Origin of the sequence: Muricoccus harenae (genome assembly GCF_009848505.1) — a bacterium.
In the GTDB taxonomy this organism is placed as follows: Bacteria; Pseudomonadota; Alphaproteobacteria; order Acetobacterales; family Acetobacteraceae; genus Roseomonas; species Roseomonas harenae.
The window spans coordinates 1-14,722 of record NZ_WWDL01000058.1; the positions used below are offsets into that span (position 1 = coordinate 1).

13 protein-coding genes are annotated in these 14,722 nt (G+C 70.0%); 7 read left to right on the plus strand and 6 right to left on the minus strand.

Features of this window, described 5'->3' with window-relative positions; translation table 11 throughout:
• Positions 1–241: 241 nt before the first annotated feature.
• A complete protein-coding gene (locus GSE44_RS24075; RefSeq protein ID WP_235925116.1) occupies positions 242–1,279 on the minus strand; it encodes an alpha/beta fold hydrolase in 1,038 nt (345 codons plus the stop codon).
• A 124-nt stretch (positions 1,280–1,403) separates the two neighbouring features.
• On the opposite strand from GSE44_RS24075, the gene GSE44_RS24080 reads away from it, so the two are divergent.
• Complete coding sequence (locus GSE44_RS24080) at positions 1,404–2,375, plus strand: tripartite tricarboxylate transporter substrate binding protein (RefSeq protein ID WP_159351375.1); 972 nt, start codon at positions 1,404–1,406, stop codon at positions 2,373–2,375.
• A 228-nt stretch (positions 2,376–2,603) separates the two neighbouring features.
• Here the strand turns inward: GSE44_RS24080 and GSE44_RS24085 are convergent, their stop codons facing one another.
• Positions 2,604–3,404 carry an alpha/beta fold hydrolase gene (locus GSE44_RS24085; RefSeq protein WP_159351376.1) on the minus strand — a complete coding sequence of 267 codons (801 nt, stop codon included), beginning with the start codon at positions 3,402–3,404 and terminating at the stop codon, positions 2,604–2,606.
• Between the two features lie 11 nt (positions 3,405–3,415).
• A complete protein-coding gene (locus GSE44_RS24090) occupies positions 3,416–4,204 on the minus strand; it encodes an SDR family oxidoreductase (RefSeq protein ID WP_159351377.1) in 789 nt (262 codons plus the stop codon).
• A 175-nt stretch (positions 4,205–4,379) separates the two neighbouring features.
• On the opposite strand from GSE44_RS24090, the gene GSE44_RS24095 reads away from it, so the two are divergent.
• Together GSE44_RS24095 and GSE44_RS24100 are read left to right on the plus strand one after the other, a co-directional pair.
• Positions 4,380–5,642, plus strand: coding sequence for an AmpG family muropeptide MFS transporter (locus GSE44_RS24095; protein ID WP_159351378.1), 1,263 nt, complete (start codon positions 4,380–4,382; stop codon positions 5,640–5,642).
• Positions 5,643–5,650: 8 nt separating this feature from the next.
• The gene (locus GSE44_RS24100; RefSeq protein WP_159351379.1) at positions 5,651–5,986 is read left to right on the plus strand and encodes a DMT family protein; all 336 of its coding nucleotides are present in this window, start codon (positions 5,651–5,653) and stop codon (positions 5,984–5,986) included.
• Between the two features lie 12 nt (positions 5,987–5,998).
• On the opposite strand, the gene GSE44_RS24105 is transcribed toward GSE44_RS24100, so the two are convergent.
• Positions 5,999–6,973: a hypothetical protein gene (locus GSE44_RS24105; RefSeq protein ID WP_159351380.1), complete on the minus strand. Its 975-nt coding sequence runs from the start codon at positions 6,971–6,973 to the stop codon at positions 5,999–6,001.
• Positions 6,974–7,101: 128 nt separating this feature from the next.
• On the opposite strand from GSE44_RS24105, the gene queC reads away from it, so the two are divergent.
• The 3 genes from queC (at position 7,102) to GSE44_RS24120 (ending at position 9,230) form a co-directional block, all read left to right on the plus strand.
• Complete coding sequence (gene queC, locus GSE44_RS24110) at positions 7,102–7,812, plus strand: 7-cyano-7-deazaguanine synthase QueC (protein WP_159351381.1); 711 nt, start codon at positions 7,102–7,104, stop codon at positions 7,810–7,812.
• A gap of 240 nt (positions 7,813–8,052) precedes the next feature.
• Positions 8,053–8,823, plus strand: a complete 771-nt coding sequence (locus GSE44_RS24115; protein WP_159351382.1) for a (Fe-S)-binding protein — start codon at positions 8,053–8,055, stop codon at positions 8,821–8,823.
• Positions 8,824–8,921: 98 nt separating this feature from the next.
• The gene (locus GSE44_RS24120) at positions 8,922–9,230 is read left to right on the plus strand and encodes a hypothetical protein (RefSeq protein ID WP_159351383.1); all 309 of its coding nucleotides are present in this window, start codon (positions 8,922–8,924) and stop codon (positions 9,228–9,230) included.
• Positions 9,231–9,248: 18 nt separating this feature from the next.
• On the opposite strand, the gene GSE44_RS24125 is transcribed toward GSE44_RS24120, so the two are convergent.
• A complete protein-coding gene (locus GSE44_RS24125) occupies positions 9,249–12,479 on the minus strand; it encodes a PAS domain S-box protein (protein WP_159351384.1) in 3,231 nt (1,076 codons plus the stop codon).
• Positions 12,480–12,752: 273 nt separating this feature from the next.
• Between GSE44_RS24125 and GSE44_RS24130 the strand changes: the two genes are divergently transcribed.
• Positions 12,753–13,712 (plus strand): tripartite tricarboxylate transporter substrate binding protein, encoded by a 960-nt coding sequence (locus GSE44_RS24130; RefSeq protein ID WP_159351385.1) that lies wholly within the window; start codon positions 12,753–12,755, stop codon positions 13,710–13,712.
• 62 nt (positions 13,713–13,774) lie between these two features.
• On the opposite strand, the gene GSE44_RS24135 is transcribed toward GSE44_RS24130, so the two are convergent.
• The gene (locus GSE44_RS24135; RefSeq protein WP_159351386.1) at positions 13,775–14,503 is read right to left on the minus strand and encodes a class I SAM-dependent methyltransferase; all 729 of its coding nucleotides are present in this window, start codon (positions 14,501–14,503) and stop codon (positions 13,775–13,777) included.
• Between the last annotated feature and the right edge of the window lie 219 nt (positions 14,504–14,722).

Below are 14,722 nucleotides of genomic sequence, written 5' to 3' on the forward strand. Positions count from 1 at the left end.
TCCAGTCTCTGGAGCAGTCCGGCGCCACGGGCGGCGGTGGCCAGCACTCCTGATCCGCTGCGGCGGGTAGGGTCCTTCAGGGCCCTGCACCGTTGATCCCGGAAGGGGCCGCCGGCGATGCCGGCGGCCCCTTCTGCGTTTCGGGGGTGATCGGCCGGCACGCGCTCCCCCGGCGAGTGGGTTTTCTGAACAGCCGGCGGCCGTCACCCGGAGTTCGGCGCGGTGATGCTCAACCTTCCCTTCACCACGCCGGTGGCGGGGTTCGGATCCAGGCCAGGCCGGCGGCGTCGGCACCGGAGGGAAGGGGCGCGGCGGGGTGGTCCATCCAGGAGAGCATGTCGCGGATGACGGTGGGGGCCTGGAGGTCGCGCAGCGGCATGTGGTGGATGCCAGTGTAGTAGGCGATTCGGGCGGGGATGCCCGGGGGGAGGCGTTCCAGCAGGGCGCGGGTGGCGACGGGGGGGACGAGCTGGTCCCGCGCGCCATAGACCAGCAGCATCGGCGGCGTGCCGGGGCCGAGGCGCGGGGCGGCGGCGAGGGCGTCGTCCATCAGGTCCACCAGGCCCCTGCTGGTGTCCACGCGGGTTTCGCGGATGGTCAGCGGGTCCCGCGACATGCGGCGCAGCGCGGCCATGTTGTCGGTGGGGGTGATGCCCGGGACGCTGGAGGCGACGGCGATGCGGGGGATGGTGTGGGACAGCACCTCCAATAGCCCGACAACGATGCCGGGCATGGTGACGCGGCCCCAGACGGCGGGGGCGAGGAGTACGTAGCCGGTTGCCGGGGGCGGGTTTGGGCCCGCAGCGGACAGAAGCAGGACGGCGGCGCCCATGCTCTCGCCGAGCAGGAAGAGCGGGATCCCCGGGTGGCGGGCCTTCAGCAGGCGGGCGGCGGTGGCGGCGTCGGCGGCCAGGGTGGCGGAGCCGGGCCAGACGCCGCGATGCGGGGCACCGCCGAAGCCGCGCTGGTCATAGGCGTAGATGGCGAGGCCGGCCTGCTTCAGGGCCTCGGCGGGCTCGATCATGAAGTTGCGGCTGTCGTTGAAGCCGTGGAGGCAAAGCAGCGCCGCGCGTGGCGCGCCCTCCGGCAGCCAGCTGCGCAGGGGGAGGCGGGCGCCGTCCTCCATGAGGAGGGCGTCATCGGCCAGGTTGGCCTCGCCAATAGGCGGGCCTGCGGGGATGAGCTGGGGGGTGCAGGCCGCGAGGGGCAGGGCGAGAAGGGCGCGGCGGGGGAAGGGCATCGGGGGATTCATTTGGCCCTGGGTGCGGCTGGCGTCCATGCCGCCATCCTGCGTGCCCGCATGGTCCATTCCATGCTGCGCACGGCGCGGCGGGCCTGCCTTGCCCGGGGGCTGGGCGGGGGCCACTCTCGCCGCATCATAAGAATCGATGGGGAAGCGTGCGATGATCGACAGGCGCGGCTTGCTTGCGGCGGCCCTGGCCGCCGGGGCTATCAGGAGCGCGGCGGCGCAGCCGGCCTGGCCGGACCGGCCGGTGCGGGTGGTGGTGCCCTTTCCGCCGGGCGGGTCCAACGACATCGTGGCGCGGCTGCTGTGTGAGGCGCTGCGGGAGCGGACGGGGCAGCCCTGGATCGTCGAGAACCGCTCCGGCGCCGGCGGCAATATCGGGGCGGATGCGGTGGCCAAGGCGGCGCCCGATGGCACCACCTTGCTGCTGACGGCACCGGGGCCGCTGACGACCAACAACGCGCTGTTTGCCAGCATGCCTTATGTGGCCGCGCGGGACCTGGCGCCGCTGGCGCTGGTGGCCACGGTGCCGATCGTGTTGATGACGGGACCGGATCTTGCCGCGCGCAACGTTCGGGAGCTGATCGCCCTGGCCAAGGCGCAGCCGGGCAAGATCGCTTTCGGCTCCTCGGGGAATGGCAGCACCAATCATCTGGCGGGCGAGCTGTTCCGCAGCATGGCCGGGATCGAGATCGTGCACGTGCCCTATCGCGGCGCGGCGCCGGCGATGACGGATTTGGTGGGCGGGCAGATCGGCATGCTGTTCGACAATCTGCCGGCCGTGCTGCCGCAGGTGCGGGACGGGCGGGTGCGTGCGCTGGCCGTGGCCGGGGCGAGGCGCGCGGATGCGCTGCCGGATGTGCCGACCATGGCGGAGGCGGGGCTGCCCGGTTTCGAGGCGGAGGCGTGGTTCGGGTTGGTGGGCCCCGCCGGCATGGCGGCGCCGCTGCGCGCGCGGGTGGCCGCGCTGGTGACGGAGGCGCTAGCGAATCCGGGACTGCGGGCGAAGCTTGCGGGGACCGGCGCGGAACCGGGGGCGCTCGTGGGGGAGGGTTTCGGGGAATTCCTGGCGCGGGAGCGGAAGACCTGGTCTCGGGTGATCGAGGCTTCGGGGGCGCGGGCGGGGTAGTGCGGGTGGCGCCGGGAGGCGCCGCCTCCCGGACCCTCCGCCGGGGTGGCGGCGGCCACCCCGGACCCCGCGTTTGGTTTCAAGCGCCGCAGGAGACTCTCTGGGCCGCGCGGGCTGGCAGGTTAGTCGCCTGAGGTCCACAACCTCAGGCGCATCTCCAAACAGATCGCGGGGTCCGGGGGCCGCGTTCGGCCCCCGGTGGGGTCCAGGGGCAAAGCCCCTGGCCTGTCACCCCCCGAAGAAGAAGCCCCGCAGCAGCTGCGCCGTCTCATCCGGGTCCGAGGCCGCGACATGGTAGGAATCATTCTCCAGCACCACGAGGCGGGAGCCTTGGATGCGTTCCTGCCAGGCGCGCACCTCGTCGGCCGAGCCGAGGCCGCTGCCGGTGGTGGTGACGACGAGGGTGGGGGCCTGGATGCGCTCCACCTCCGCGGTGACGTCCACGGTCGGCACCATCTGGAGGAAGCCTTCCAGGGTGGAGGCGGCGGTGCGGGACATGAGGTCTTCCCACCATTGCAGCTGGGCGGGCGTCATGCGCGTGCCCATGCGGCCGGCATTCGAGCCGCGGACCCAGGGGCGCACGCCTTCGGAGGCGATCTGGGCGCGCCAGTCGGGGGTGCGGGAGGCCATGTTGGTGAGGGAGGCGGGGCCGCCAAGGACGGCGAGGCGTTCGACCAGCTCCGGATGGCGGGCGGCGGTGGCGAGGGCGATGGTGCCGCCGATCTTGCCGCCGGCGAGGTGGACGCGGTGCGCGCCCAGATGGCGGATGAGGGTGGCGACGTCCTGCACGAGGTTGTCGAAGCGCCAGGGGTGGTCGGCGGGGAGGGCGGGGGACTGGCCGTAGCCGCGCAGGTCCATCCGCACCACGCGGGCGCTGCGGGCGAGATAGGGGACGAAGGCGCGGAAGGCCTCGCCGCTTTCGGCCAGGCCGTGCAGCAGCAGCACGGTAGGGGCGGGGGTCCAGGGGTCCGTGAAGTCGTCGACCGTGTAGTGGATGGAGACGCCGGGGGCGGTTTCGAGCATCGGCATGGGCGGTTCTTTCAGATGCAGCGGGTGCCGCCGCCGTCGACATCGATCATCGTGCCGGTGATGTAGCCGGCGCGGTCGGAGCAGAGGAAGGCGACGAGGCCGGCCACTTCCTCCGGCGTGCCAAGGCGGCGGAGGGCGGTGCTTTCGAGGGCGGCCTGGTTCTCGGCATCGGGGCTGCGGCCGGTGTCGGCGGCGCCCTGGGCGGTGAGCGTGTCCCAGCGAGGGGTGCGGATGGGGCCGGGGTTCACGCCCGTGACCAGCACGTTGTCCGGCGCGCATTCCTGGGCGAGGGCGTGGGTGAAGGCCAGGAGCGAGGCGTTCACCGAGCTGCCGACGATGTAGTTGGCGCGCGGCTGGTGGCCGGAGCGGCCGATGATGTTGATGACGCGGCCCCAGCGGCGTTCGCGCATGGCCGGGGTCAGCGCGCGGGCGCAACGGGCATAGCCCATCAGCTTCAGGTTGATGGATGTGGCCCAGGTGGCGTCGGCCGTGTCGCCGATGCGGCCCATGGGGGTGGCGCCGGCATTGTTCACCAGGATGTCCACCTGGCCGAGGGCGGCGGTGGCCTTTTCCATGGCGGCGTCCACGGCCTCGGCGGTGGAGAGGTCGGCGGGGATGGGGATGATGGTGGCACCGGTCTCGGCGGCGAGGCTGCGGGCGGCGTCCTCCAGCCGGGCGGCGTCGCGGGCGATGATGGCGACGGAGACGCCTTCGCCCGCCAGTTCGCGCGCGATGGCGCGGCCGATGCCGAGGGATCCGCCGGTGACGACGGCGGTGCGGCCGCGAAGCGCGAGTTCCATGGGGCGTTTCCTTCCTTGGGGCGGCAACCTTCCCGGGTGGGGCGGGGGTGTCAATTGGCGGCCAGGGGCTTTGCCACCTGGACCCCACCGGGGGCCGGACGCGGCCCCCGGACCCCGCGGGGTGTTGAGGGTGGGCACTCCCAAGGGGGGCGTTGGCGTGGCAGGGTCCGGGGCGATGTCCCTGTTTCGCGAACGCCGCTTCCTTGTCCTGCTGGCCCTGGGCTTCTCGGCCGGCGTGCCGCTGCCGTTGGTGGCGGGGCAGGTGTTGCGGCAGTGGTTCACGGAATCGGGGCTGTCACTGTCGAGCATCGGGCTGACGGCGCTGATCGGCCTGGCCTATTCGCTGAAGTTCCTGTGGTCCCCGGCGCTAGATACGGTGGCGCCGCCCTTCCTTTCGCGGCTGGGGCGGCGGCGCGGATGGCTGCTGCTGATCCAGCCGCTGCTGATCGTGGCGATTCTCGCCACTGGCTTCAGCGACCCGACGACCGGGCCGGCGGGCACGGCGGCGCTGGCGGCGCTGGTGGCCTTCCTCTCGGCCAGCCAGGACATCGTGGTGGATGCGCACCGCATCGAGATCCTGGAGGAAAAGGAGCAGGGCTACGGGCTGGCTTGCTATGTCTGGGGTTATCGGCTCGCGCTGCTGGCCAGCGGGGGCGTCACCTTGTGGCTGGTGGGGGCTCTGGGCTGGGGCGGGGCCTATGCCTATGCGGCGGCGCTGATGCTGGTGGGCGTCGCGGCGACGCTGGCTTCCCGCGAGGCGCCGGCGAAGGCGACGGCGCCGCTGCCCTGGGGAGAGCGGCTGCAGCTTTCGGTGGTGCATCCCTTCGCGGATTTCATGCGGCGCCCGCTCTGGCTTGCGATCTTGCTGTTCGTCGCGCTGTTCAAGCTGGGCGAGGCGCTGGCGGGGGTGATGACGACGCCGTTCTATCGCTCGCTTGGCTTCTCGAGGGAGGAGGTGGCGGCGGTCGGTACGGTGTTCGGCCTGTTCGCGACGCTGGGGGGCGCGCTGGCCGGGGGATGGGTGGTGGCGCGGCTGGGCACGGCACGGGCGCTGATCGCCACCGGGCTCGCGCAGATGCTGTCGAACCTGATGTATGTCGCCCTCGCCCATGCGGGGCATGACCTGCCGATGCTCTGGGCGCAGGTGGGGATCGAGAATTTCACGGACGGGTTGGCGGATGCGGCCTTTGTCACCTACCTCTCGGGGCTGACCAGCCGGGCCTTCACGGCCACGCAATATGCGCTGCTCTCCTCCCTGGCGGCGGTGCCGCTGCGGACGCTGGGCGCTTCCTCGGGCTGGATGGCGGAGGCACTGGGCTGGCCAGGCTTCTTCCTGATAACGACGGTGGCCGCGCTGCCGGCGATGGCGATCATGGTCTTCCTGCTGTGGCGCCTGCCGCCGGCGCAGCCTGTGCGCATCGTGGAGCCCGTGCTGTGAGCCCCGCGATGATCTGGACGCCCCTGCTGCTGGTGGGGAGCAACGTGCTGATGACCTGGGCCTGGTACGGGCATCTCAAGCGCCCGGCCTGGCCGCTCTGGGTGGCGATCCTGCTTTCCTGGGGGATCGCCTTCTTCGAATACTGCCTGGCGGTTCCGGCGAACCGCATCGGCTACGGCACCTTCACCGGGCAGCAGCTGAAGGTGATGCAGGAGGTGATCACGCTGGTGGTCTTCGCGGGCTTCTCCGTGGCCGTGCTGGGGGAGCCTTTACGCTGGAACTACCTGGCGGCGATGGCGTGTCTGGTCGCCGCGGTGGGGTTCATCTTCCTGAAGGTGGATTGAGCGGCGGGAGGGCTATTCTTCCTCCTCGATGTCGCCGGGGCCGCGTTCGAGGCGGCTGCGGACGGCGGTCAGCTCCTCCAGCCAGCGTTCCAGCATGGCGCGCAGGCCCTCGGGCGTGACGCCTTCGACGCTGTCGTGGCGGGAGACGACCACGCGGTTCTCCTCGGGCAGCTCCACCCGCGCCCAGCGCGTCAGCCCGTGCAGGGCGAGGGCGAGGGCCAGGGCGTCGCCTTCCTCCACATTGATGGCGAGGGAGAAGACGATCGTGCCGTAGTGCCAGGCGAGGGCGGGGGGTTCTTCCTCCTCCACCGGGTCCATCAGCTCGACCTGGAAGGGGAGCGGGGCGCCGTGCTGGACGAGGAAGGCGGGGGCCTCGTCATCGTCCTCCGGCTCGCCCTCGATGATTTCGAGCCCGGCTTCGCGCAGCAGGCCCTCGACATGGATCGGGCGCAGGCCTTCGAGGAAGGCCTCGGCCTCGCCGAGGGCCGTTTCGTGGATGATGGAGGCGGAGAGGGCGTAGGAGGGATCCCAGCCGAAGGCGTTGGTCAGCGCCTCCAGCATGGACCGCGCGAGGGAGGCGCAGCCTGCCTCGTCCAGCGGCGGGAGGTCGCGCGACCAGTCCTCGCGCCCATGCGGAGCGAGCGTCAGCCCCAGGCCCTTCAGCACCGTGCCGCGCTTGCGGGCCGAGACCGGCAGCTTCGCGAAGGCTCCGCGCGGGGCGAATCGGCCGGAGGCGACTTCCAGCGCGCTGCTGGCGAAGGGGGCGGAGAAGACCTGCGCATAGGCGGCCTCGCCCGCGCCAGGCATCATGGCCGAGACGGTCATGAAGCGCATGTCGCCGAGCGCCCAGTCGATCCCTTCCGCCTCCGGGTCCCAGAGGCAGGTGGCCATCACCGCGCGGGTCAGCTTGCGCAGCACCTCGCCCTGGGTGGCGCGGGCGCCGGCGCGATGCAGCGTCCAGCCCCGGGTCCGTCGTTCCATCGTCATGGGGAGAGGCGGTCGTTCGTCACCCGCCCATTCTTGGGCCAGGCGGGCGGATCGCCAAGTGGGGGGCCCCAAGTGGCATCTGGGGAAACGCCCTGGACAGAGGGCCCCCGGGGATGTTCCTGGCGGGCATGACCCCCTCGCAGCATGACGACGGCGCCCTGGTTCTCTTCTCCGGCGGGCAGGATTCGACCACCTGCCTGGCCTGGGCGCTGGAGCGGTTTCCGCGCGTCGAGACCATTGGCTTCGATTACGGGCAGCGGCACCGGGTGGAGCTGGAATGCCGCGCCGCGCTGCGCGAGGGGCTGCGGGCGCTGAAGCCGGGCTGGGACGAGCGGCTGGGGGAGGACCATACGGTCGGGCTTTCCGCCCTGGGCGCGATTTCGGACACGGCGCTGACGCGCGAGGTGGAGATCACGATGGAGGAGGGCGGGCTGCCCAACACCTTCGTGCCGGGGCGCAACATCGTCTTCCTCACCGTCGCGGCGGCTCTCGCCTATCGCCGGGGGCTTCGGCACATCGTGGGCGGCATGTGCGAGACGGATTTCTCCGGCTACCCGGATTGCCGCGACGACACGATCAAGGCGCTGCAGGTGGCGCTGAACCTGGGCATGGAGCGGCGCTTCGTGCTGCACACGCCGCTGATGTGGATCGACAAGGCGGAGACCTGGCGACTGGCGCAGGAGTTGGGCGGCGAGGCGCTGGTGCGGCTGATCGTGGAGGATACGCACACCTGCTACCGCGGGGAGCGCGGGCCGATGCATCCCTGGGGGCATGGATGCGGGCATTGCCCGGCCTGCGAGCTGCGGGCCTCGGGGTGGGAGCGGTTTGCTGCGGGGTGAAGCGCCAGGGGCTTTGCCCCTGGACCCCACCGAGGGGCCGGCGGGCCCCCCGGACCCCGCGATGTGTTTGGTGCGCCTGAGGTCGATGACCTCAGGCGACTGACACGGTAGCCCGCGCGGCCCGAACACAAACGCGGGGTCCGGGGTGGCCGCCGCCACCCTGGCGGAGGGTCCGGGAGGCGGCGCCTCCCGGGGGCCAGCGGATGGCGTCTCCACCATGCAAGGCGTATTCTCCGGAAGATGTCCGAGACCAAGCCCAAGCCCCGCGTGGCGCTCTTCGTCACCTGCCTCGTGGACCTGTACCGGCCGACCGTCGGCTTCGCCGCGATCCGGTTGCTGGAGGAGGCGGGGTGCCAGGTGGAGGTGCCGGCGCTGCAGACCTGTTGTGGGCAGCCGGCCTATAATGCCGGGGACCGGGTGACGGCGAAGGACCTGGCGCGGCCGGTGATCGATGCCTTCCGGGGCTATGATTATGTGGTGGCGCCGTCTGGTTCCTGCGCCGGGATGATCGCGCATCACTATCCGGGGCTGTTCGAGGATGATCCGGATTACCGCGGGCGCGCCGAGGCGCTGGCGGCGCGGACGCATGAGCTGACCGCCTTCCTTGTGGACGTGATGGGGTTCGATGCGGCGCGGGCGCCTTACGATGGGGTGGCGGCCTATCACGATTCCTGTTCGGGGCTGCGGGAGCTGGGCGTGAAGGCCCAGCCGCGGCGGCTGCTGGCTAAGGTACCGGGGCTGACGGTGAAGGAGCTGGCGGAGCCGGAGCTGTGCTGCGGCTTCGGCGGCACCTTCTGCGTGAAGTACCCGGACATCTCGACGCGCATGGTGACCGACAAGGTGGCGGATATCCGGGCCACGGGGGCGGACACGCTGCTGGCCGGCGACATGGGCTGCCTGCTGAACATGGCCGGGCGGCTCAAGCGCGAGGGCAGCGAGGTGCGTGTGCGGCATGTGGCCGAGGTGCTGGCCGGGATGACCGGCGAGGTGGCGCCGATCGGGGAGGTGTAGGGGCGGGCCGCCTTCTGTTCGGCGGCGGTGCCGAGAGCGTGTTCCGACGGCGTCTGCCAGCGGGGATATGCTCTGCCGCCACGCATCAGGAGGGTTCCATGTATCTCGCCCGCTTTTCCTATGACGTGCTGCCGGCCAATCGTCCGAGTGCGCTCGACTTCGTGCGGCGCGAGGTCGAGGCGGCGCGCAAGGATGGGCTCGACGCCCGGCTGCTGATCCCGCTGACGCGCGCCCATGGAGGCGCGGCCCTGCAGTTCGAGGTTTCGCTGAACAGCCTCGACCAGCTCGACCAGTTCCGGCAGCGCGGTGCGGGATCCGCCAAGGAGACCGGTGACTGGATGCGGGCGTTCAGCGATATTCTCCTGTCCCCGCCGGCGGTCGAGATCCTCCGGGTGGATGAGGGCTAGGCCTGGGAGGCCGAAGCTTCAGGCCACCAGGCCCGGCCGGTGCTGCCGGCCGATGAGGGCCTTGACCTCCGACGCCGGGACAGGACAGCTGAGCAGGTAGCCCTGGGCTTCGTTGCATCCCAGGCGGCGCAAGGCATCGAACTGCGCTTCCGTCTCCACGCCCTCGGCGGTGACCGAGATGCCGAGGCTCCGGCTCATGCTGACGACGGCCCGGATGACGGCCTTCGATTCCCGCCGCTCGGGCAGGCCCATGACGAAGGAGCGGTCGATCTTGATCTTGTTGAAGGGGAAGCGGAGCAGGTAGGCGAGAGACGAGAAGCCCGTGCCGAAATCGTCCAGGGCGATGCGCACGCCCAGCCCGCTCAGCTCGCGCAGGATGAGGTTGGCCTGGTCGTCCTGCAGCAGGACCGATTCCGTGATCTCCAGCTCCAGCCGTTCGGCGGCCAGGCCTGACTCCGCGAGGGCGGCGGACACCGCCCGGACCAGGCCAGGGCTGCGGAACTGGACGGGGGAGAGGTTGACGGCCACGCGAATGGGCTTGGGCCAGCAGGCTGCTTCCCGGCAGGCGTTGCGGAGCGCCCATTCGCCGATCCGGATGATCATGCCGGTTTCCTCGGCCACCGGGATGAACTCGGCCGGAGGAATCATGCCGCGATCCGGATGCCGCCAGCGCAGCAGGGCTTCGAGGCACGTCACCTCGCCCGTCCGGATCCCGACCAGCGGCTGGAAGTGCAGTTGCATCTCCGTGCGGGCGAGCGCTGTGCGGAGCCCTGCCCGCAGCTCCTGCTTCCGCTGGACGGCCTCGTCCATCGCGGGCTCGAAGAAGCGGAAGGTGGAGCCGCCATCAGCCTTGGCGCGGTAGAGGGCGATGTCCGCGTTCCGGACGACTTCTTCCGGCACGGCGCCCGCCTGCGTCAGGGCGATGCCGATGCTGGCGCCGGCGACGGCCGGTTGATCGTCGATCCGGTAGTCCTCATCGAGCACGTCGAGGACGCGGCGGGCGAGGGCCTCGGCCTCTTCCGGCCCGTGCAGCCCGGCCTGGATGACCGCGAATTCGTCGCCGCCGAGGCGGGCCACCAGGCTGCCTTCGGGAATGCAGCGGCGGAGCCGGTCCGCGGCCTGGCGGAGCAGGGCGTCGCCCGCGGCATGGCCCAGCGTGTCGTTGACGCCCTTGAACTGGTCCAGGTCCAGGCAATGAAGGGCGAGGTGCTCGCCGGGGCCGAGGCATGAGAGCGCCTGCTCCAGCTCCTGGTAGAACAGGCGGCGGTTGGCGAGGTCCGTCAGCGGATCGTGGTAGGCCATGTACCGGATCTGCTGTTCGGCGAGCTTGTGCTCGTGAATGTCCTCAGCCGTGCCGTACCAGCGGAGGATCCGGCCCGCCTCGTCGCGCCGTGCGGCCGCGCGCGAGCGGAACCAGCGATAGCTTCCGTCTCGAAGGCGGATGCGGAATTCCACGTCGAGCGGCTCGCCGGAGGCCATGGCCCGGTTCCAGCGAGCCTCCATCCCGGGTGCATCCTCGGGATGGACGGCGGCCAGCCATCCCATGCTGAGCGTTTCCTCCTTCGTCAGGCCGACAAGCTCGCCCCAGCGCGGGCTGATCTCGGTGACCTGCCCATCGGGACCGGCGATCCAGGGGATCTGGGGGCTCAGCTCGACGGTGTAGCGGTAGTTCTCCTCGCTTTCGCGCAGTGCTTCCTCGGTGCGCACCCGGTTTGTGACGTCCCAGGCGGTGACCAGCACGGCTGGCCGGCCCGCGAATTCCATCAGGTAGGAAATTGCTTCCGCCAGACGCTCGCGCCCGGCCGAGTCCATGTGCCGCCATGGGCCGGAGACCTTGCGTACGGAACGGCGCTGCTCGACCGAGCGGCGCACCTGCTCGCGCGTCTCGGCCGGGCGGATGTCGAGGATGGTCATGCCGAGGAAGGCTTCGCGGGACCAGCCATAGACCTGCACGGCGGCATCATTCACTTCGAGGAATTGCAGCGTCTCGCGGTCATAGACCCACATCGGGGCCGGGTTGCTGTGGAACAATTGCCGGAAGGCCGCTTCGCTTTCGGCCAGCGCCGCTTCGGCCAGCTTGCTGTCGTGCACATCCTCGAGGGTTCCGTACCAGCGGAGGACATGGCCCTCCGCGTCCCGGCGCGGCGTGGCGCGCGAGCGGACCCAACGGTAGCTGCCATCCGCCTGGCGGAAGCGGAACTCCATGTCCAGGGGCGTACCGCTGTGCCGGACGGCCGACCAGGCTTCCTCCGTCGCCGGCCGGTCCTCGGGATGGACGGCAGCCAGCCATCCTTCGCCGGTCAGGCTCTCCAGTGGCATCCCGAGGACTGCGGCGGCGCGCGGGCTGGCCTCGGTGATCCTGCCGTCCTGGTCGGCGGCCCAGGGGATGTGGGGGCTGAACTCGACCGCGTGCCGATAGTGGTCCTCGCTTTCGCGCAGAGCATGTTCGGCCTGCTTGCGCGCGGTGATGTCTTGGACGATGGCGACAATGAATTGGGAACCGCCGGACGGATCGCGCGTCGCCGACACGTAGTTCCTCACCCAGACGGCCGAGCCATCAGGCCTGACGAAGCGCTTCTCGATCGAGAACGGCTCGCCTGTCTCGGCCAGGCGCCGCAGATGGGCGGTGCCCGCTGCCCTGTCGTCGGGATGCGTGATGGCCGAAATCCGCTCGCCGCGGAGTGCCTCCTGCTCCTGGCCGACGATTTCGCCGAAGCGGTCGTTGGTCAGCAGGATGCGTCCCCGCAGGTCGGTCTGGACGATCCCGACCGCCGCCTGCGCGATGAGGTTGGACAGGCTCTCCCGGTGTTCCCACAGCGCGGCCTCGGCGCGCTTGCGCTCGGTGATGTCGAGGGCCGAGCAGAGCACCCCGGTGATCTCTCCGTTGCCGCAACGCGCCGGCTCGAGGGATGCCAGATAGGTGCGTCCATCGGAGGCGGAGCCGATCTCCATGCCCTGGAGCTCGAGATCCGCGATCCTGTCGCCTTGCAGCGCGCGCCGCAGATGCGGTTCCAGCTGTCCCGCGACGCCGGGCATGACCTCCGCCATCGTCCGGCCGATATCCGCTCCGGCAGACTGTCCCGTCATTTCGGCCATGCGCCGATTGATGCTGACGAAGCGCAGCTCCTTGTCGATCAGGCAGAGGCCGACCGGCACGGCATCGTAGAGGGTGGGCAGGGTCGCGAATTGCCCGTTGGCTAGATCAAGGGCGTCATGGCCCGGTACGCACCTCCCGAGCCCTTCCGTCATAGCCCTCCCGCCGGACGAATTTTACGCCGCCACATGTTGCGGATCGAGGAATGCACATTCCGGTTCAGATGAACATTGTGCAATCCACGATCGCGTCACCAGAAATGCAGATTGGCCGGCAGGTGAGGTCTGGGGACCAGCCGGGGCAGGCCTTCCCGGCCTCCGGCCAGCCTGGCGGGCCCGGCCAGTGCCAACCCATGCGTGGTTCTTCCTTTCTTCCGGGCGGAAGCTTCCCGATACTGCCAATGAGGAAACAGTCTGGGAAGAATCCCTATGCACGTCACCCGCCGCCATGCGTTCGGCCTGGGCGCCGCCGCGCTCGCCATGCCTGCCCTCGCCCAGCGTGGCTTTCCCGACAAGCCGATCCGCATGCTGGTGCCATGGGCGCCGGGCGGCACCACGGATGTGCAGATGCGCGTGCTCAGCGAGCAGGCCGGCAAGCGGCTTGGCCAGCCGGTGGTGGTGGAGAACAAGGCCGGCGCCGGAGGCATTCTCGGTGCCCAGGCGCTGCTGAACGAGCGGCCGGATGGCTATACGCTCGCGCAGATGCCGATCAGCGTGTTTCGCGTGCCCTTCATGAGCCAGCGCCCGCCCTTCGATCCGCTGACGGACTTCACCTATATCTCCCACCTGACCGGCTATCTGTTCGGCGTGGTGGTGAAGGCCGATGCGCCCTGGCCTGACTTCAGATCCTTCCTGGCGGATGCGAAGGCCAATCCGGGCAAGTTCAACTACGGCACGCCAGGCGCCGGCACATCGCTGCACATCACCATGGAGCAGATCGCCACCAAGCAGGGCGTACAATGGGTGCATGTGCCCTTCCGAGGCGTGGCGGAGAACATGCAGGCGCTGCTGGGTGGGCAGATCCATGCGACGGCCGACAGCTCCGGCTGGGGGCCGCTGGTGGAGGAGGGGCGGCTGCGGCTGCTGGTTACCTGGGGGCCGGAGCGCGCCAAGCGCTTTCCGCAGGTGCCGACGCTGAAGGAGCTGGGGATCGATATCGTCTCCACCTCTCCCTATGGCGTCGCCGGGCCGAAGGGAATGGATCCCGCCGTCGTGCGGATCCTGGATGCCGCCTTCAAGGCGGCGGTGGCCGATCCGGCCCATGTCGCGGTGCTGGACAAGTTCGACATGCCCCCGATGCATATGGGGCCGGAGGCCTATACGGATTTCGTCCGCCGGCAGGTGGAGGAGGAATCCGCGATGATCCGGCGGATGGGGCTGCGGCTTTAGGATTGCGACTTTAGGGCTGGGGAACGGGCGGCGTCGGCCGGGCTGGCGCCGCACCTTCATGCTCACCTCTGCGCCGCGACGAGTAGCATCATGGGCCGCTCCAGCTCCTCGGCGAGGGTGGGCTGGAATGCGATATCTTCGGGTGCCGGGTGCCATTCCTGGATGTGGCGGATTGTGAAGCCGGTGCGGATCAGCGTGTTCAGCGTCGTGCCCATGGTACGGTGGTGCTTCACCACGCCCTTGGCGAGCCAGTCCGTCACGCGTGCGCCTTCGATCGCGTAGCTGTCGACGGGCCAGGTCTTGCGGCCATCCTCCCGCAGGAGCCAGCCGGGGTGCATCGGTGCCATGTAGATCGGGTGCTCGATGGTGAAGACGAGATGTGCGCCGGGGAGAAGCGCATCGAAGATCGTGCGGACCAGCCGGCCGAAATCCTCGATGTAATGGAAGGCGAGGGAGCTGTAGGCGAGGCTGAAGGCCGCCGGGGGATGTTCCAGGCTTTCGAGATCGGCCCTGACATATTGCACGGCGGAATCTGGGGTTTCGGCTTTCGCACGGGCGAGCATGTTTTCGGAAAGGTCCAGCGCCAGGACTTGGGATGCGCCCTGCGTCCTGGCCCAGCGGGCGAACCAGCCGAAGCCGCAACCAAGATCGACGATGCGCCGGCCTTGCAGGTCCGGCAACATCGCGCGGATGGCCGGCCATTCGGGAGCGCCGTCGAGTCCGTGGACGGAGCGATTCAGGTGGCTGTAGCCCTCGAAGAATTCCGGTGTGTCATAGATGTTCTGTGCCACGTTCTATCTCCATCCGAATGCCGATGGACGGAGCATGGACAACAAAAAAGCCCCGTCCGTTTCCGGCGGGGCCAGCGATGCATGGGCGCTTTCCTAGTCTTACTGTGTCATTTTACTCGGTCCTTCCTATATGTGGGTCATGGCGAGAGAGATGGAAGGGGCTGCGGGCCTTCGGCGCGGCGAGGCGCGGTTCGCGGTTTATTTGGGTGAGATCTCGGC